The sequence below is a fragment of the Pedobacter sp. genome, assembly GCF_035566355.1.
Classification (GTDB): domain Bacteria; phylum Bacteroidota; class Bacteroidia; order Sphingobacteriales; family Sphingobacteriaceae; genus Pedobacter.
Genome location: NZ_DATMRL010000572.1, coordinates 1 through 18,907 on the forward strand (window position 1 = coordinate 1; position 18,907 = coordinate 18,907).

At 42.1% G+C, this 18,907-nt stretch carries 14 protein-coding genes, 1 tRNA gene and 1 pseudogene; 10 read left to right on the plus strand and 6 right to left on the minus strand.

The genetic code is table 11. The features are described 5' to 3' along the window. The 3 genes and pseudogenes from VNZ46_RS22500 to VNZ46_RS22510 form a co-directional block, all read right to left on the minus strand. Window positions 1-220, minus strand: a pseudogene (locus VNZ46_RS22500) (transporter); the annotation flags it as partial. Then, complete coding sequence (locus tag VNZ46_RS22505; RefSeq protein WP_325562817.1) at window positions 217-1,281, minus strand: HlyD family secretion protein; 1,065 nt, start codon at window positions 1,279-1,281, stop codon at window positions 217-219. The pseudogene VNZ46_RS22500 and the gene VNZ46_RS22505, both read right to left, overlap by 4 nt. A 1-nt stretch (window position 1,282) precedes the next feature. Next, window positions 1,283-2,638 (minus strand): TolC family protein, encoded by a 1,356-nt coding sequence (locus VNZ46_RS22510; protein ID WP_325562819.1) that lies wholly within the window; start codon window positions 2,636-2,638, stop codon window positions 1,283-1,285. 53 nt (window positions 2,639-2,691) lie between these two features. On the opposite strand from VNZ46_RS22510, the gene VNZ46_RS22515 reads away from it, so the two are divergent. After that, on the plus strand, window positions 2,692-3,486 hold the full coding sequence (locus tag VNZ46_RS22515) for an AraC family transcriptional regulator (RefSeq protein ID WP_325562821.1): 795 nt from the start codon (window positions 2,692-2,694) through the stop codon (window positions 3,484-3,486). A gap of 176 nt (window positions 3,487-3,662) precedes the next feature. On the opposite strand, the gene VNZ46_RS22520 is transcribed toward VNZ46_RS22515, so the two are convergent. Both VNZ46_RS22520 and VNZ46_RS22525 read right to left on the minus strand, forming a co-directional pair. Continuing rightward, entirely contained in the window at window positions 3,663-5,600 is a 1,938-nt protein-coding gene (locus VNZ46_RS22520) for a KUP/HAK/KT family potassium transporter (protein WP_108551055.1), read from the minus strand. Between the two features lie 194 nt (window positions 5,601-5,794). Then, window positions 5,795-5,865, minus strand: a tRNA-Cys gene (locus VNZ46_RS22525). A 463-nt stretch (window positions 5,866-6,328) separates the two neighbouring features. Here VNZ46_RS22525 and VNZ46_RS22530 point away from each other — a divergent pair. Continuing rightward, a complete protein-coding gene (locus VNZ46_RS22530) occupies window positions 6,329-9,586 on the plus strand; it encodes a S41 family peptidase (RefSeq protein WP_325562824.1) in 3,258 nt (1,085 codons plus the stop codon). A 227-nt stretch (window positions 9,587-9,813) separates the two neighbouring features. Here VNZ46_RS22530 and VNZ46_RS22535 read toward each other — a convergent pair whose 3' ends face one another. Then, window positions 9,814-11,298 carry a PLP-dependent aminotransferase family protein gene (locus VNZ46_RS22535; protein ID WP_325562826.1) on the minus strand — a complete coding sequence of 495 codons (1,485 nt, stop codon included), beginning with the start codon at window positions 11,296-11,298 and terminating at the stop codon, window positions 9,814-9,816. 63 nt (window positions 11,299-11,361) lie between these two features. On the opposite strand from VNZ46_RS22535, the gene VNZ46_RS22540 reads away from it, so the two are divergent. The 8 genes from VNZ46_RS22540 to VNZ46_RS22575 all read left to right on the plus strand — a co-directional run. Then, window positions 11,362-11,973 carry a hypothetical protein gene (locus VNZ46_RS22540; RefSeq protein WP_325562828.1) on the plus strand — a complete coding sequence of 204 codons (612 nt, stop codon included), beginning with the start codon at window positions 11,362-11,364 and terminating at the stop codon, window positions 11,971-11,973. Then, entirely contained in the window at window positions 11,970-13,100 is a 1,131-nt protein-coding gene (locus VNZ46_RS22545) for an 8-amino-7-oxononanoate synthase (RefSeq protein WP_325562830.1), read from the plus strand. Before VNZ46_RS22540 ends, VNZ46_RS22545 begins: the two co-directional genes overlap by 4 nt. Beyond that, a complete protein-coding gene (bioD, locus tag VNZ46_RS22550; protein ID WP_325562832.1) occupies window positions 13,097-13,726 on the plus strand; it encodes a dethiobiotin synthase in 630 nt (209 codons plus the stop codon). The genes VNZ46_RS22545 and bioD overlap by 4 nt, the downstream gene beginning before the upstream one ends. 16 nt (window positions 13,727-13,742) lie before the next feature. After that, on the plus strand, window positions 13,743-14,726 hold the full coding sequence (gene bioB / locus VNZ46_RS22555) for a biotin synthase BioB (protein WP_325562834.1): 984 nt from the start codon (window positions 13,743-13,745) through the stop codon (window positions 14,724-14,726). 1 nt (window position 14,727) lies between these two features. Beyond that, window positions 14,728-15,996, plus strand: a complete 1,269-nt coding sequence (bioA, locus tag VNZ46_RS22560) for an adenosylmethionine--8-amino-7-oxononanoate transaminase (RefSeq protein WP_325562836.1) — start codon at window positions 14,728-14,730, stop codon at window positions 15,994-15,996. A 55-nt stretch (window positions 15,997-16,051) separates the two neighbouring features. Beyond that, window positions 16,052-16,447, plus strand: a complete 396-nt coding sequence (locus VNZ46_RS22565) for a BlaI/MecI/CopY family transcriptional regulator (RefSeq protein ID WP_325562838.1) — start codon at window positions 16,052-16,054, stop codon at window positions 16,445-16,447. A gap of 31 nt (window positions 16,448-16,478) precedes the next feature. Beyond that, window positions 16,479-18,263 carry a M56 family metallopeptidase gene (locus VNZ46_RS22570; protein ID WP_325562840.1) on the plus strand — a complete coding sequence of 595 codons (1,785 nt, stop codon included), beginning with the start codon at window positions 16,479-16,481 and terminating at the stop codon, window positions 18,261-18,263. 39 nt (window positions 18,264-18,302) lie between these two features. Next, window positions 18,303-18,907: carboxypeptidase-like regulatory domain-containing protein (locus VNZ46_RS22575; RefSeq protein ID WP_325562842.1), on the plus strand; the 605-nt coding region annotated here is incomplete at its 3' end.

The window sequence follows — 18,907 nt, forward strand, 5'->3', positions numbered from 1 at the left end:
AACGTCTTTCAAGGGCAAAAAAACTTGCTACTGCTGCATAAAAGATGATCATCGAATACTGCACATCGGCGGGTTCAATACCATAGAAACCTGCTGCTGCACCTGCATTTGCGGTTGACAGTCCAAAGAGCAATAAACAAGGCAGGATGACCAGAAAGATGGTGATTTTAATCAACCAGTCTGGCACCCATGGTTTGAATACGGGAATAACCTGGCTCATTGGTTTTTCGCAATCACTACGTTGGCATTCATACCCGCTCTGAGTTTATCGGTTACAGAAGCTGGATCTGTTAATTTGATTTTTACAGGAATACGCTGCACCACCTTTACAAAATTGCCGGTAGAATTATCCGGAGGAAGCAAAGAGAACCTGGCTCCTGTTGCCGGTGAAAGAGATACGATCCTGCCCTCAAATTTCTCTCCTGGAAAGGCATCTGTTTCAATAGTGACACGACCATTTAAATGCATCCCGGCAATTTGGGTTTCTTTAAAATTGGCAATTACCCATTTTCCCGCTTCCTGATCTACGATAAAGGCCAGGGTTTGTCCGGCCTGAATCAACTGACCTTCCTGTATGGTTCTCCTACCCATTTTTCCATTGTATGGTGCAGTAATCACGGTATAACCCACATCGAGTTTATTCCTTTTCAGCAAAGCTTCTCTTCGTTTAATTTCAGCCAGATAAACATCTTTTTGAGATTTAATATCGTTAACTTTAGACATAGAAGCTTCATAGTTGTTCAGCGCAGATCTATATTCTGCATTGGCCACATCCAGAGCAGCTTTGCTATTTTCCAGTTGCTGAAGGGTTGCCGATTCCACCTTGAATAATTTGGAATAACGGTCGTAGTCCTGCTGTTGTTTTAAAAGTTTGGCTTTAGCCGAGGCAATCTGTGACTGGCTGACACTGGCGATTTTGGAAGTTGTTTGCTCATTGCTTTCCATCACTTTGATCTGCGCCTGCGCATTGAGCAATGCAGCCTCAGCTTCCTGTTCACCCAATTTATATTCGCTGTTGTCGATCACCAGCAGGGTATCTCCTTTTTTAACGTCCTGGTTTTCTTCATATTTGATTTCCCTGATGTAGCCGGTTACCCGCGAGGTGACGGGGTTAATATATTCTTCTACCTGTGCATCATTGGTTTCTTCATTTTTATAAAGATCCCAAAGGGAGATGCAGCCCCAAATGACCAGACAAAGCACAATAATGCCGGCAATCCAAGCAGTGACTTTGGTGATTAACTGATCTGTAACGGTATAATTTTTATTCTTGGTTTCCATTTTAAAGATTGCCTATAGCTTTTTGTAATTGAAAATATTGTAACTGGGCAGCAATTTGTGCCGCAGCAAGATCGAAACGGGTCTGCAGCAATTGGGTATCTGCATCTAATAGATCGGTAAGTAAAGAAAGTTGATTGAAATAGGTATTGTTTACGATCCTTAGGTTTTCTGTGGCCTGTTTAATGTTTTGTCTGGCCACATCAATCCGGGTCAGTGCCTCTTTGTATCTCAGATAAGCTTCATTCACCTCTTGTCTCACCTTATCAGAAGTCGCTTCATGTTCTACTTCCTGTCTTTGCAGCGCAATTTCCGCAGCCTTGGCCTTATGTTTATTGTGGTAAAAAGCAGAGATGGGGAAGCTGGCTTTAATACCGCTCAAACCCAATCCGTACATCGCAATAGAATAAGGGTAAAACTGGATTTGAGGATAGGAATAGGCGTAATTGGCAAACAAACCCAGCTTAAAAGAAACATTCGCTTTTACACTTTTCAATTCCAATTTGCTCAATTCAGTTTCCTTTTCAGAGATCTTAAATTCATAAGAATGATCAATGGCATCTTCCAGATATTCCGGATAGGTCTTGATTTTCGGATCCGCTATTACAGTAGAGTCTGGCTCGATTGTAAAATGATCTGTTTCGCCAATGAGAATAGCCAGTTTTTGATTAGCGATCGCAATGTCATTGTCAATCTGGATGAGCGACATCTTTTGACGCGATAATTTCAGTTCTGCCCTTAAAACATCACTCTTCAGTACCACACCATTTTTCAGGAGCTGGCGAATTTCTTCAAGTTGTTTTTCCTGATCACTGATATCTTTTAACATCAGCGCCTTAAAAATCCGGCTTCTCTGTAAATCCAGGTAATAAGCTGCAGTACGCAGTCTGACTTCAGATGTGGTCAGATTGAGTTGCTCTACGGCAAGTCCCTTTTTCTCTTTTTCTTCAGCAATCTTCAAATTGGTCTTGTTGCCGTTATAGAGGTTCAGATACGCATTTCCTCCAAAACTATAAGACGTATGAACCACTTCAAACTGGGAGTGCGCATGAAACAAACCGTTATCGTATACCGGCATATTGCTCACCCGCGCATATTCTCCCTCTGCTTCAATGTCCGGCAAACGTTCTGCCTTAGCATCTTTGATGGCTTCTTCTGACCCAGCCACCTTTAGGTCCTGCATTTTTATGGTTTTGTTGTTGATTTCTGCTCTGCTCCACACTTCACTTAAAGAAAGATGGACTGCTCCTGTTTTTTGCTGTGCAAATGCAATGTTACTTGCAAAAAGAAAAAGCCAGATAAGAGCATTTCGTTTTTTATAGGGGTACATATTATTATTAGAATATGCAAAGGTACCCATGCAACATTTCTGTTATTTTATCTATATTGCCAATTATTTGTCCATTCCAGCCAATGAACATTTCACAGACTTCAGAGTATCTTTCTGCCATTGAAAAAAGTCCGGATGGCATATTTGTTCTGCATGAAAAAGTAGAACGCAAACTCCCGACCCATTCCCATACCAAGGGACAACTCACCTATGTACAAGGCGGGATTGCGTATATCCATATCCAAAATGTAAGTTATATTATTCCGGCCAGACACTATGTATGGGTACCTGCCGGACTGGAACATTTTCTTGAGGTAAGGCACCTGGCTACCGTAACCAGGAATATCTATTACTACAGCAAAGAGGACCATAAAGACCCTTTTTACACTAAACTGGGGATTTATCCTGTCAACAATCTGCTGTTAGAAATGATTATTTATACAGAAAGATGGATTGGAGATATTCAGCCAGAAAACACAGCTCCTTTTCAGTTCCTGTCTTCGATTAAAAACGTACTTCCTCAGCTGAGTCATAAGGTGTTTCCGATTGCTTTGCCAACTACCTCCAATGAACGTCTGAAGCCCATCCTCCTGTATCTTTCACAAAACTTTCACAAACAGCAGACCCTGGAAGAAATTAGCAGGAGGTTTGGTATGGCCGAGAGAAGCGTTTCTCGTCTTTTTCAATCGGCAATGAGTATTTCCTTTTTGCAGTACCTCAAACTGCTCCGGATGGTCCGGGCCATTGAAATGATGCTTCAAACCAATAAATCGACCAGTGAAATTGCCTACGCTACCGGATACAATAGTCTGGCGGCCTTTAGTAAAGCTTTTTACCAGCTCACCAATATCCGCCCCTCTGACTTTGGAAAGATTTAGACCGGAAACGAATTGGATAAAAATAATGGCAAAATTAGTTTGAAAAAAAACGAATACTATATAGGCTATGCACCCAAAAAAGGATACATTCTGAGAGAAGACCTCAGCGTTTTTTGCCCTTTTTCAGGGCAAATCATGCAGTCTTCTCTCAGAATGTATCCTTTTAAAAAATAAACCTATTGTATTCTTTTCAGCTCAAAATCTGTAGGAATATCCACTACAAGCGGCACCTTTTCAACGGTAACAAAACTCAGATCCAAGCCAAAGCCCTTTTCTTCAGGTACACTGAAATTTTTAAGGATCTGGTAATACACCATGGTACATCTTTCTATAAATTTCAGGCTGTAAGAAGTAGACATTACTTTCTCCACTACCACAAACCTGAAATCACCGGCTATTTTGTGTTCCCGCAGCGATTCATACTTACTGGTGATATCAATCTCAGAATTCTTCACCATATCTTCCACTACTTTTCGGAACAATACATTGATGCGTTGCTCTACCCTGAATCCCAGTTTAAAATCAACACGGATCAATTTTTTATCAATCAATGGATCTACTTTGTATTCCATGGTATAAGGCTCATCAGTTACATCAACATGCAGTAACCAATATACATCTGCACGTTTAGGCAGTTTCTGAATAATGGAGTACATGATAGATGACTCTATCTCCGAGTTGAAATTCGCGCTGGTCAGATACACCAGTTGTGATGCATATTTTGGAATTGAAGTATCTTCACTGATCTTCTCGATGATCGGATAATACTTTTCAATATCCACAAATTTCATATAACGGTTGCGTATCCTGCGGCCATTTGCCCAGGCATACATGATGGAGAATAAGGACATTCCCAGTAACACCGTAAACCATCCTCCATGAAGGATTTTGGCAGCGTTACCGACAAGGAAAGTTAACTCGATAATACCATATATGGTTAGAAAAATGAAAATCAGATATTTAGGTACCCTTTTACGCATCAGGAAGATGGAGACCAGTATCGTTGTCATCAGCATGGCTACCGTAATGGAAAGACCATATGCTGCCTCCATATTGGTCGATTTCTGGAAGATCAATACAACAATGATACAACCCACGCAAAGTACCCAGTTCATAGAAGGCACATACAATTGTCCTTTCTGATTACTTGGATAATTGATCTTCACTTTTGGCCATAAGTTTAAACGAACCGCCTCAGAGATCAGGGTAAATGAACCGGAGATCAGAGCCTGACTGGCAATTGCTGCAGCAACCGTAGCAATAGAAATCCCGTAAATCAGGAACCAGTCTGGCATCAGGTGATAAAATGGATTGACATCACCCAGGTGTGTGCCTTGTAATTTCCACAACCATACACCCTGCCCCATATAATTCAGTACCAAACAGATCTTTACATAGATCCAGCTGATCCGTATATTAGAACGTCCGCAATGTCCAAGATCGGAATATAGTGCTTCGGCTCCTGTAGTACACAAGAAAACAGCACCAATGATCAGGAAGGCTTCCGGATTGGTGGTTAAAATATGATAGGCGTAATAAGGATTAACTGCTTTGAGTATCTGTGGAAAATGACCTACCCATACAATGCCCAATACGGCAATCATGGTAAACCAAAGCCACATTACCGGGCCAAAGGCTTTTCCCACCAGGGAAGTTCCAAATTGCTGTAGAATAAAAAGCAAGAGAATAATGGCCAACACAATAGGCACGGTTGGCAGATCATGATAGATAATTCCCAGACCTTCAATAGCAGAAGAAACGGTTACAGCAGGAGTCATGATCCCATCGGCCAGTAATGCGGCTCCGCCAATCATTGCCGGAATGATCAGCCATTTGGCTTTTCGCTTTACGAGAGAATAAAGAGAAAAGATTCCCCCCTCTCCTTTGTTATCTGCTTGCAGGGTAATCACTACATATTTAATAGTGGTTTGCAGGGTTAAAGTCCAGAATATACACGATAAGCCCCCAAGAATAAGGTCTGCTGTGATGAGTCTTTCTCCTATAATTGCTTTAAATACATATAAGGGGGAAGTTCCAATATCGCCGTAGATGATACCCAGGCTAATTAATAAACCAGCGGCAGATAGTTTATTGACATCTTTATGATTTGACATGAGTCTTTTTTTTAAAGTGGCCAAAGGTATAAAATAGAAAAGTTATTCCTAGGACTTTTTTTTTGAATAATTCCACAATATTTTAAATAGAAGCAATGCCGTTATATCTATAAACCTGTAAGCATAAATATCTATAAATCTGACAATTCTATTGCTGAGATGATAAATCATTTTCCGACTTCGGAGAGAAAAAGACGTCATGGGTGGATTCGAACCACCGTGGAAGGTTTTGCAGACCCCTACCTATCCTCTCGGCCACATGACTGTATGAAATATCCCTTTTTTATGGGCTACGGGTCAAATATAAGAACAATAATTAAATACTACTAATTTAGTAGTATTTAATTTAGATGTCGATGTTTTTGTTACAGTGATTTTTTGCAGAAAGTTATGGTTAGAGGAATAGGTTTGGAAAAAGAGGTGCTATCCTTCAAGACTAACGATATCAGGCGAGCTGAAAAGCTCGCAAATCTCTGAGGCCTCTCAGGACAGCACCTTTTTTTCCTTAGCATAGTGCATTGGGAAGGGTGGTGAGAGATTAACACCGAAAACCTTTATTTGCAACAATATTGCAACAAAGATTGGTTTTTATACAAAAGCTTGTAACAATTTACGACATTTGCCTGTCTACGAGTAGTAAACCCATATCCAGATAAAACCTATATCCTAATAACAAAACCTAAATATAACAACATCTAAATTCAATACAGCTTAACTTATATTTCATTATGAAAAAACTCTTCGTATCTGCTATTTTCTGCCTTTCAGCATGGGTCGGGAAAGCGCAAACCAATCCTCTGTGGCTCCGATACCCAGCCATTTCCCCGGATGGGAAAAACATTGCTTTTGGGTATAAAGGTGATATTTACCTGGTAAGCAGCTCAGGTGGGCAGGCCGTTCCACTAACCTTGAATGAAGCACAAGATATGATGCCTATATGGAGCAGAGACAGTAAAACCATTGCTTTTGCCAGTAACCGTTATGGAAATTTCGATGTCTTTACCATTCCGGTAGGTGGCGGAACCCCTACCCGGCTAACTTACAACAGTGCAAATGATTATCCTTATGATTTCTCTCCGGATGGAAAATCCGTAATTTTTGGGAGTGCACGCAATGCACCTGCCAGGAATGTACGTTTTGCTACACGGATTTTTCAGAATGTATACAGTGTAAAAACATCAGGTGGAAAACCCCTTTTAGTGAGTGCGGCAGGAATGGAAAGAGCACATTATAATAGTGATGGAAGTTTTATTGTATTTGAAGACCGCAAGGGTTATGAAGATGCCTGGCGTAAACATCATACTTCTTCTGTAACCCGCGACATCTGGACGATGGACGTCAAAAAGAACAGCTATACTAAACTGACCTCTTTTGAAGGAGAAGATCGGGAGCCCGTTTACAGTACAGACAACAAATGGGTTTACTACTTAAGTGAAAAATCCGGAAACCAGAATCTCTTTGTTATGCCGGCTAATGCTCCGGGTGAGACTAAACAACTGACTACATTTAAAGAAAACCCAGTACGTCATTTAAGCCGTTCGGCCGACAATACACTTTGTTTTACTCAGGATGGTGAAATTTATACGCTAAAAGAAAACGGAACGCCCCAAAAATTAAAGGTGAGTATATTAAATGACGGTCGTGACAATATTGCAAAAACAGAACCTGTAAGCGGAAATGTTTCTGAGTTTAGCTTAAGTCCAAACGGTAAAGAAATTGCATTTGTAAACCGGGGCGAGGTTTTCGTTACTGCAGTGGAAAGCGGGCAGACCAAACAAATCACCAAAACACCTGCTCAGGAAAGATCTGTACAATGGTCACCTGATGGAAAAAGTATAATCTACGCTACAGAGCGCAACAACAGCTGGGACATCTACAGAAGCACTATACAGCAGAAAGATGAGCCATATTTCTATGCCGCGACAGTGATCAAAGATGAACCTTTAATCAATAGTGCAGCTGAAGAATTCCAGCCGCTTTATTCTCCGGATGGAAAAGAGATCGCTTATATCGAAAACAGAAATATCCTGAAAGTATACAATATCGCTTCAAAGAAGACCAGAATCCTCCTTCCAGAAGGAAGAAACCATTCCTACAGTGACGGCGACTGGAGTTTTGAATGGAGCCCTGATGGAAAATGGATTTTGGCAGACGATCAGAACGGGCATATGTTTATGAGTCATGCCGCACTAATCAAAGCAGACGGTACTGGTGAAATCATTCACCCGGTAAACAGTGGTTTTGGTGAAGGCAACAATAAATGGGCACTGAAAGGCAAAATGATGACCTGGCTGAGCAGTAGAAACGGGCTTAAATCACTCGCCATTTCCGGAAATGCCGAAGTGGATGTTTACGGAGTTTTCTTTGACCAGGATGCTTATGACCGGGCCAATATGAGCAAGGATGATTTTGCCCTGCTTAAAGAACGCGAGGATAAAGAAAAACTAACACCTAAAGACACAGTATCGACTAAGAAGGATAAGGCAAAAGATAAAAAGGTAGCTAAAGCAGATTCTGCTAAAGTGAAATTTGAGCCAGACTTCAACAACTTGGATAACCGGAGAGTAAAACTAACCATTAACAGCAGTTCCATCAGTGATTATACTTTGAACGAGGATGCCAGTAAACTGTATTACCTGGCTTCATTTGAAAGCGGTTATGATCTTTGGGTAACAGATACCCGCACCCATGAGACTAAAATACTGGCGAAAATGGGCGGTAGTCCAAGCGGCATAGAAATGAGCAAGGATGGTAAAAACCTATTCGTGAGCAACCGTGGCCGTTTGGTAAAAGTAGATGCGGAAAGCGGAAAAGTAACTCCGGTTTCGATCAGCGGAGACATTACAATTGATGCCGCCGCAGAAAGGGCTTATGTTTTTGAACATGCATGGAGACAGGTAAAAGAGAAATTTTATGACCCAAAAATGGAAGGCGTAGACTGGAAACGCTATAAAGAGGTATATGCAAAATTCCTGCCTTACATCAATAATAATTTTGATTTTCAGGAACTTCTAAGTGAAATGTTAGGTGAACTGAATGCCTCCCATACCGGAGGAAGGTACTCCCCTAATATTGCTAATGCAGACAACACCGCTGCCCTTGGTTTATTGTACGACGAAAGCGCTCCCTCCGACGGATTGAAAATTACCGAAGTAATTGCAGGTGGCCCTCTGGATATCAAAACCAGCAAGGTAAAAGCCGGAGACATTCTGGAGAAAATAGACAATGAAACCCTTACTGCCGACATCGATTGGGCTAAGTACCTGAACAATAAAACCGGCAAGAACATTCTCCTGAGCTTTTACAATGAAAACACGAAAACACGTTGGTCTGAAAGAGTAAAACCGATTAGTGTTGGCGAAGAAAGTGGATTGATGTACAAAAGATGGACGAAACAAATGGCCCAAATGGTAGATCGTTTAAGCGATGGAAAAGTAGGCTATGTGCACGTTCAAGGCATGAACGACGATAGTTTCCGTGAGGTATACGATGTGGTTATGGGTAAAAATGCAGATAAAAAAGCTTTAATCGTAGATACCCGTTTCAATGGAGGTGGATGGTTACACGATGATCTGAATACATTTTTAACCGGCAGCAAGTACCTGGAATTTGCCCCTCAGGGTAACCGCTTAGCAGATGCCGAGCCTTCCAACCGTTGGCAAAAACCGAGCTGTGTAGTGATGAGTGAAGGCAATTACAGTGATGCTTTTATCTTCCCATACATCTATAAGCAAAACCGTGTAGGCAAACTGATTGGTATGCCTGTTGCCGGTACTGGTACCGCAGTTTGGTGGGAACGACAAATTGACCCAACTCTGGTATTCGGAATTCCGATGGTCTCCACCATTGGCAAAGAAAACCGGCCTACAGAGAATTTGCAGGTAGAACCAGACATTAAAGTGAATGTTCCTTATGAAGCTTTCTTAAACGGCACAGATACGCAAATAGAAACTGCAGTTAAGGAAATGCTCAAAGAAGCCAAATAGCTTTCCAACTCCGCATCTCACTAAAAAGAGGATCGTAAAAACCGGTTACGGCTGATTTTTACGATCCTCTTTTTTTTAACCACACGCGGATCACCTCCCTCCTCTGCAATTTGCTACGGAAAATTCTCGTACGCTGCGGAAAGACCTCAGAGATCTGCGGCTTCTTCAGCCGCCTGATATCGTTAGTCTTGAAGCAGCTGTACAGAATTTTCCAAAAATTCCCCCCCCTAAAAACCTTTAACCACAGTCTCCAATATCTCAACAGATCTGGAAAGCTCTTCCACTGTCTGATTCCCAAAACCAAGTCTCATAGCTGTTAAACTTTCTGTCTGATACAACAGTGTCTGAGGCAAATACAGTCCTTTTAACCCGCATTGCTTACTGATCCGCATTAAATTCAAAGAAGCATGCCATTTGGTCCATATAGCCAATCCTCCAGGAGGGGCAGAGAAAGTAACAAATTCACCCAAATGCGATTTCAGCAAGTCACAAAACACATCCCTCCTTTCATGGTACACTTTCAACGCCTTCTTCAAATGTCGTTGAATCTCCCCTTCCTCCAATAGTTCTGCCAGGGCCTGTTCCATTAAAATATCACCCTGCCTGTCTACGATCCCCCTCAGCTTTCCAAGTTCCGCAATTAAATTCTCTGGTGCTACCAGGTAACCAGAGCGAAAACCAGGCGCAAGAGACTTACAGAAAGAACCGATATAAACCACCATGCCATGCCCGTCTGCGCTGGCCAAAGGCAATACCGGGCTGCTGTTATAATGAAAATCATAGTCATAGTCATCTTCCAGGATCACAAAACCATATTTTACAGAAAGACCAAGCAATTCGATCCTGCGCTGTGCACTTAAAGTAACCGTAGTGGGATAATGATGGTGCGGCGTTAAATACAACATCCGGATCCGGTGCTTTTCACATAAGGACTTAACAGCCTCTGCACTGATTCCTTCTTCATCTACCGGAACAGAAATGATCCTTGCTCCAGCTTTTTGAAAAATCATATTGGCCACATAATAACTCAAATCGCCAACCAGTACCAGATCATCCGCTTCCAGCAGTAAATCTGCTGCTAGATAAATCCCCATATCAACACCTCTGGTGATCATCACATTCTGTTTAGAAATATGTAATCCTCTGGTGTTGTTCAGATAATTCACCAGCATTTCTTTAAAATATTCACTCCCCTCATTATGGGCAAAGCCTAAATAACGACGGTTGCTCTTGCGTTTAAGATTTGTACTATAGACACGCGAAAGTTGATCCAGGGGGGCTAACCGCACATCGGGTAGTCCATCTGTGAATTCCAGTTCACTCTCACCATCCATAGCGGGAAGGTCCAGCAACATGCTTTTTTTAAAAGCATAACCGGTACTGACAGGGTAGCTGACCAGAAACTCCTTATTGTACTTTAAGGGATCAGTTTCCTTTGCCGCAGCTATTGACCTCATAAAAGTCCCTTTATTGGGCCTGATCTCGGTCCAGCCCTGCGCATTCAGCTCATCATAAGCTGCAATGACTGTTTTACGATGTACCTCTAACAGTTCAGCGAGTTGTCTGGATCCAGGCAACTGGATTCCCGGAACAATGACACCTCTTTGCATCGCATTGATCAGCTGGTAAGCAATTTGCAGATACACTGCCGTATCAGAATCTCTATCAATATGGATTAAACTCTTAAAAGGTATTTTAACCGGACTACTCATAAACTAAAAACTGGATCATTTTGACTACCCGGCAAGGTAGTAATTTTGAACAAAAAAAGAAATATGCCCCTTCAACAGCTACTTTCCCAAATTATTAATAATGATCAGCAACATGCCCGGTTTTTGAATACACTTTCCTTTATGGAGAACGCAGGTGCCCGTAAGATCTCGGCCAGTGAGCACCCTCAGACAGTAACCACCATGATCTTAAAACATGCGGCTGAAGAGCATCGTCATGCCTATTATTTAAAAAAACAGCTGGACAAAATCACCGCAGGAATTTGCCCCACCTATACCCAAAATGAACTCATAGCACCTTCAGAAAGCTGGTTTTATTTAAACAAATTGGATCTTTTTACCTGTCGGTACTTAAAACAAACATTGAACTTAAGCAGAACAGCCCTCCAATATGCAGCCTATTTGTTTGTAACCTATGCTATAGAGCTCCGGGCAGATGAATTGTATCCGGTCTACCAGAATGCACTGACACAGGCCGGACATAAGGTAACCGTAAAATCCATTATTCTGGAAGAGGCCGGCCACCTGGAGGAAATGATCGCTCAGCTGGAACATTTTTCTTCCGAATGGGAATTACATGCCGCTAAAATTGTAGCCATAGAAAATGATCTTTTCACAAAGTGGATCTCCTCCATGAAAAAGACTATAAATTCATGAGCACGAAATTGTTTGCAGAAGCTCTCCTGATTGAACGCCTGGAAGAACGCAAACAAAATGGTTTATTCAGAAAGTTAAGCCAAACAAAGGATTTGGTTGATTTTTCTTCCAATGATTACCTGGGTCTGGCACGATGCAAGGAATTGGGACAGCAGTTACAAAAAGCAATAAATTTATATCCTGATGCGATTTTAGGTTCAACAGGATCCAGGCTATTATCCGGAAATTCAGAATTCGCAGAGAAACTGGAACAGGACATTGCCGCGTTTCATGGCATGGAAGCCGCGCTGTTGTTCAATTCAGGTTATACGGCTAATCTCGCACTTTTTTCTAGCCTTGCACAACGCGGCGATACCATCATCATGGATGAACTCATCCATGCCTCGGTCATTGATGGCAGTAGAATGGGCTTGGGCAAGAGGCTGAAATTTAAGCATAATGACTTGGAAAGCCTGGAAGAAAAGTTAAAAATGGCTACGGGTATTTGTTATGTAGCGGTAGAAAGTTTGTATTCCATGGATGGAGATCAGGCGCCATTAAGGGCTATTCAGCGTCTCTGTTCCACCTACAATGCCCTGCTGATTGTAGATGAAGCACATGCTTTTGGGGCCTTCGGGAAGGGGCTTGTTGCGCAAAACGGACTCAACAATCAGATTTTTGCAACGCTTTTTACCTTTGGAAAGGCACTTGGTGCTCATGGCGCGGTGGTAACGGGCAGTCAGTTGCTCCGCAATTACCTGATCAATTTTGCCCGTCCCTTTATATACAGTACAGCCATGCCCTTTGCACAATTACTCCATATCCGGCTGGCCTATAAATACCTGCAGGACCACGAAGAATTACCTTTGCTGCTGAAAAAGAAGATCCGTCTGTTTAAAGAATACCTTTCGTCAATACCCCATATTCAAACCATGGAAGGCCCTGTTCAATCCATTTTAATTCCAGGGAAGACAGCAGTTCGCAAAGTTAGCCTGGAACTTGAAGCCATGAATATAAAAGTCTATCCAATTGTGAGCCCTACTGTTGCTCCGGGGACAGAAAGATTAAGAATCTGCCTTCATACTTACAATACAGATCATGAAATTGGGCAACTCGGCCAATTTCTCCAACACACATTACACATATGAATACACCTTTATTTGTAACCGGTATTGGAACCGGTATAGGAAAAACCATCGTATCGGCATTAATTACGGAACAACTACAAGCCGATTACTGGAAACCAGTACAGGCCGGCGACCTGGAACAAAGTGACAGTATGAAAGTAGGTAGTTTAATTTCTAATGCATACAGTATTATCCATCCGGAGGCCTTTCGTTTAAAGATGGCCGCCTCTCCTCATAAAGCAGCAGCTGCAGAACAACTGGAGATCTTACCTGAGGATTTCAAACTACCTGAAACCAGCAAACAACTGATCATTGAGGGTGCCGGAGGTTTAATGGTTCCACTTTCGGAAACTTTTCTGATGATTGATCTGATCCAACAGCTGAAAGCAGAAGTGATCCTGGTCATTCGCAACTACCTGGGCTGTATTAACCATACCCTCCTATCTCTTGAACTTCTGAAATACCGGAATATTCCAATCCGGCAGATCGTTTTCAACGGAGAAATGGATCTGGCTACTGAACAAGTACTACTAAAACATTTTCCTCCAGGTGTAACTTATGCCAAAGTTCCCCAGTTCAGGGAGCTCAGCCAGCAAAATATACGAAACACAGCGAAAGTATTCTCTTTCCTTCAACATCAAAATTAAATCAAAACCAAGATATATGACAACAGAGAAAACGGTTCGAAACGACTGGACTTTAGAAGAAGTAAATAAAATATACCATCAACCCCTTTTAGATCTTGTCTACCAGGCAGCTACAGTTCACCGCAGCTGGCATCCGGCATCTGAAGTTCAGGTATGCACGCTGCTGTCGGTTAAAACAGGCGGATGTCCGGAAGACTGTTCTTATTGCGGGCAAGCCGCAAGGTACCATACCGACATTAAGGTAAAGGCTCTGATGACAAAAGAAGAAGTGGTTTCTATTGCTCAAAGGGCAAAAGATGCAGGCTCATCTCGTTTCTGTATGGCGGCAGCCTGGAGAGAAGTCAGAGACAACCGGGACTTTGACCGCATTCTGGAAATGGTAGAAGGAGTTAACGATTTAGGCCTGGAGGTTTGTTGTACCCTTGGAATGCTCACCGAAGATCAAGCCAAACGCTTGCAGGAAGCAGGCCTGTATGCTTATAACCACAACCTGGATTCCTCAGAAAATTATTACGAGGAGATCATCACCACCAGGACCTATAATGACCGCCTGAATACGATTGGTAATGTCAGAAAAGCGGGGATCACTGTTTGCTCCGGGGGAATAATTGGCTTAGGGGAAACCCATAAGGACCGTATTGGTATGCTGCTAACACTGGCCACCATGCCTAGACATCCGGAATCCGTACCTGTTAATGCCCTAGCAAGAGTAAAGGGTACTCCCCTTGCAGATTTACCTAAAATCGACACCTGGGAAATGGTAAGAATGATTGCTACTGCCAGGATATTAATGCCTGCATCTGTAGTTAGACTCAGTGCCGGTCGTGCAGAAATGAACGAAGAAGAACAAGCCTGGTGTTTTATGGCTGGTGCAAATTCTATTTTCACCAGTGAGAGTGAAACACTGTTGGTTACTCCAAATCCGGGATTACAACAAGATAAAAAAATGTTCGAAGCACTGGGTTTAAAACCTATGGTGAGAAAAAAACAAGAAGCATAAGATGAAAAGCCTCACAGAAAGAGACCAGCAGGTCATATGGCACCCCTATACTCAAATGTTAACCGCATCTCCCGCGATTCCTATTGTGAAAGGCAAAGGTGCTTACTTGTTTGATGAGCAGGGAAAACGCTATCTGGATGCGGTCTCTTCCTGGTGGGTAACCCTTCATGGTCATGCCCACCCTTATATTGCAGAGAGAGTTGCCGCGCAGTTGCTCCAGCTGGAACAGGTTATTTTTGCCGGTTTTACACACCGGCCAGCTATTGAACTGGCAGAGGCCCTGTTGAATTTACTTCCTGAAAATCAACAAAAGGTATTCTACACGGATAATGGTTCTACAGCTATTGAAGTTGCATTAAAAATGTGTCTTCAGTATTGGAGCAACAAAGGTCAGAAAAAGCAAAAGATACTGGCTTTCACCAATGCTTATCACGGTGATACTTTTGGGGCAATGTCTGTAAGCGGAAGAAATCCATGGACCAAACCCTTCGACACTTTGCTGTTTGATGTCATTGTAATAGATCCACCATCAGAAGACAATCTCCAGGAGCTAAAGAATTACATCTCACTTGTTGCCCCCGAGATTGCCTGTTTTATATATGAGCCCCTGGTTCAAGGCTCTGCGGGCATGCTGATGCACAGTGCTGCGGCGCTGGACCAGCTACTCTCGTATTGCAGGGAAGAAGAAATCCTTCTGATCCAGGATGAAGTATTCACAGGTTTCGGCAGAACAGGTAAGAATTTTGCCTGCGATCATTTAACCGCTGCTCCAGATGTGATGTGTTTTTCAAAAGGACTTACAGGAGGAACAATGCCTTTGGGTACAACCACCTGTACGAACCTTATCTATGAAGCTTTCCTTTCTGACGATCGTCATAAGGCCCTATTTCACGGACATTCGTTTACAGCAAATCCACTGGCTTGTATAGCAGCACTGGCAAGTATAGAACTCTTGCTTCAACAGCAGACCCAGGAAAATATTGAACGCATCTGTAAAAAACATCAGGATTTTCTGCTCAGCCACCAGCACCACCCCAGAATAAAAGCCATTCGGCAAACCGGGACTATTCTGGCTATTGAATGGCAAACCGGAACAACCAGTTCCTATTTCAGCGATCTTCGGGACAAGCTTTATCATTATTTCCTGGATGAAGGCATTTTACTCCGTCCACTTGGTAATATCATCTATCTTCTGCCCCCCTATTGTATCTCTGATAAAGACCTTGATTATATTTACAAAGCCATTTTAAAGGCATTGAATCAATTCTAAAAAAAAAAATCATCTTAGGTATTGTTTCGTACGAAAAATTTCCTACCTTTATCGTATGAAAGATCTTAAAACAGAAGAAACCAAAAATATTGAGCCGACCAAAGCAGAACTGGAAATCCTCCAGGTGCTTTGGTCGTTTGGCGCTTCAACGGTAAGGTTTGTTAATGATAAACTGAATGAAAACCGGGAAGTGAACTACACCTCTACGCTGAAACTCATGCAGATCTTGGCGGATAAAGGCATTCTTAAAAGAGACGAAAGCCAAATGAAACACATCTATCACGTCGCAGAGAAAGAACAGAAAACCAAAGATTTTCTTCTGGAAAAATTTATAGATACCATGTATAATGGTTCTGCAGCAAAACTGATGATGCAATTGATGGGCAATAAAAAAACTTCAAAGGAAGATTTAGACACCATTAAAGAGTTACTAAAAAAACTGGATAAATAACGAGAATTCAAGATAATTAAGAACCACAATTATGGAATTTCAATTCACAAACTTATTGCCCTCCAACTGGATGCACGCATTGTGTGCCACCCTCTTTCACTCGCTCTGGATGGGTGTTTTTCTGGCTGTTTTAACCAGCCTGATCATCATATTAACCAAAAAAAGTTCAGCTGTCTTGCGTTACAACTTGCTTACGGGTGTACTTTGTTTATTTGTAGCAGGAATGATCGTAGTGTTTTACCGGTCGCTGGGATTTAGTTTCGAAAGTGCCCCTACCGCTACTGAACATGGAATCCTGACAACAGGACCATCTCCATATCAGAATTTTACACAAACAGGTATTTCACATCAATTTAATGCTTTTCTAAACCTATGGACCTCTTATTCTTCACAGATTGTACTGGTCTGGTTTTTAATCATCTGTGCAAAAAGCATCCAGATGATGATTGGCCTGCATACAGTTTTTTACCTCAAAAGAACGAGTGTTTTTGACGCCGGTAGCTTTTGGGAGAACAAAGTAGCCAGTCTTTCTGCAACCCTTGGTATTCGCAGGCATGTACAGCTTTTACAATCAGGCCTGGCTAAGGTACCTATGGCTGCAGGTCATTTAAAACCCGTTATTCTATTGCCTTTAGGCATGCTGAACGGCTTATCAACGGCAGAAGTAGAAGCTATTTTAAGCCATGAGCTTGCACATATCAAGCGTCGGGATTATCTGGTCAACCTCCTGCAAAGTCTGATCGAAATTGTTTTCTTCTTCAATCCTGCAGTATTATGGGTATCTAAACTGATCCGTGAAGAAAGAGAGAATTGCTGTGATGACCTGGCACTGACCTGCACAGGCAGCAAACATGACTATATTAAAGCGCTGATCTCCTGTGAAGAATTCCAAAATAATACCCCCGCCTATGCAATGGCTTTTACAGGGCGTAAAAATCAGTTGCTGGAAAGAGTGAGCCGTATGGTTTTCAATAAGACGACTTCACTGAATAAAATTGAAAAGACCATACTCACTGTTGTATTGATCTCTTCACTGATCTTAACCGCTGCCTTCAGAAAAAAAGAAGAATCTAAACCGCCTTTGGCCCCTGTCACTAAAACACGGATGAAGGAACATCACGAAATTGTTGTTCAGGATACCACCAAAAGAACTCTGGTTAAAAAAACAACAACCAAAACTGAAGCCCATCAAACAACAACAACGAAAGATAAAGATTATATTGAAGAGGAACGAAAAGCCAGACTTGCCGATGCCAGAAGAGTAGAGCATGAACTGGAAGCTGTTAAGGACAGAGCTCAGGCCATTAAAGATCAATCTCAAAAGGCGGCAGATAATTCCCTTTTCAATAAAGAAATTGAACGTTACAACAAAGAAATGGCGCAGTACAGCCGGCAGATTTCAAAAAACTCTGCCAAATATGCTGCAGAAGCAAAAAAATATGCAACAGCAGCGACCAAATATGCCAATGACCAGTTAAGATACAGTAGAGGCGAGGTTTCAGTTCCACCTACCCCACCTGTACCTCCTCCTACACCGGCAACACCACCAACCCCACCAACCCCACCAACATCACCAAGTCCTGCCAGATTTGCTCCTAATGGAAGCAAAAGTTCGTCAACCTCTCAGCAAATTACGCAATCACTATTGAAAGATGGACTGATCAATCAAGCTAAAAACTTCTCCTACAAACTCAACAAAGATGAACTGGAAATTAATGGAGTAACACAACCAGAAGCCGTTCATAGAAAATATGTAAACAGGTTTTTAAAAGACAACCTTAACAGAAAAATTGAAACTACGGTCAGCAGCAACTAGCTAGTCGGGATCAAATTAAACAACGCTAAATCTCTTCAAATGATCAGAAAATTGATGGCCTTATTTGCCATAGTGCTCATTATTGCCCAAACTCCAGCATATACACAACAAACCAACCTCTCTGTTTCTGGGCTGATTAAAGATGCGGAAGGTAAGGCTTTTGACCTGGCTACCGTAGCATTATTTACCTCAACAGACTCTGTTCTTGTTAAAACAACCTTTACTGAACGCGACGGGAAGTTTAGTTTTGACCACCTCAAACCCGGGCAGTACCAGATCAGAGTATCTGCTATGGGTTACGTAAATTACCGCAGCGAACGCATTAGCTTAAGCTCAAACTCTCCAGCATTACAGATAAAAGAAGTTCAATTGCTTACAGCCTCTAAAAACCTGAAAGAAGTAAGTATCACTACACAAAAAGCTTTTGTTGAACGTAAAATAGACCGGACGGTGGTTAATGTAGATGCTTTGATCTCTAATGCAGGTTCGACTGCTTTGGATGTACTGAGTAATTCACCAGGAATTAGCGTCGATCAAAATGGGGTGATCAGTCTTAAAGGAAAACAAGGAGTAGCAATATTTATCGACGATAAACCCACCTATCTATCCGGTGCCGACCTGGAAAACTACCTGCGTTCACTTCC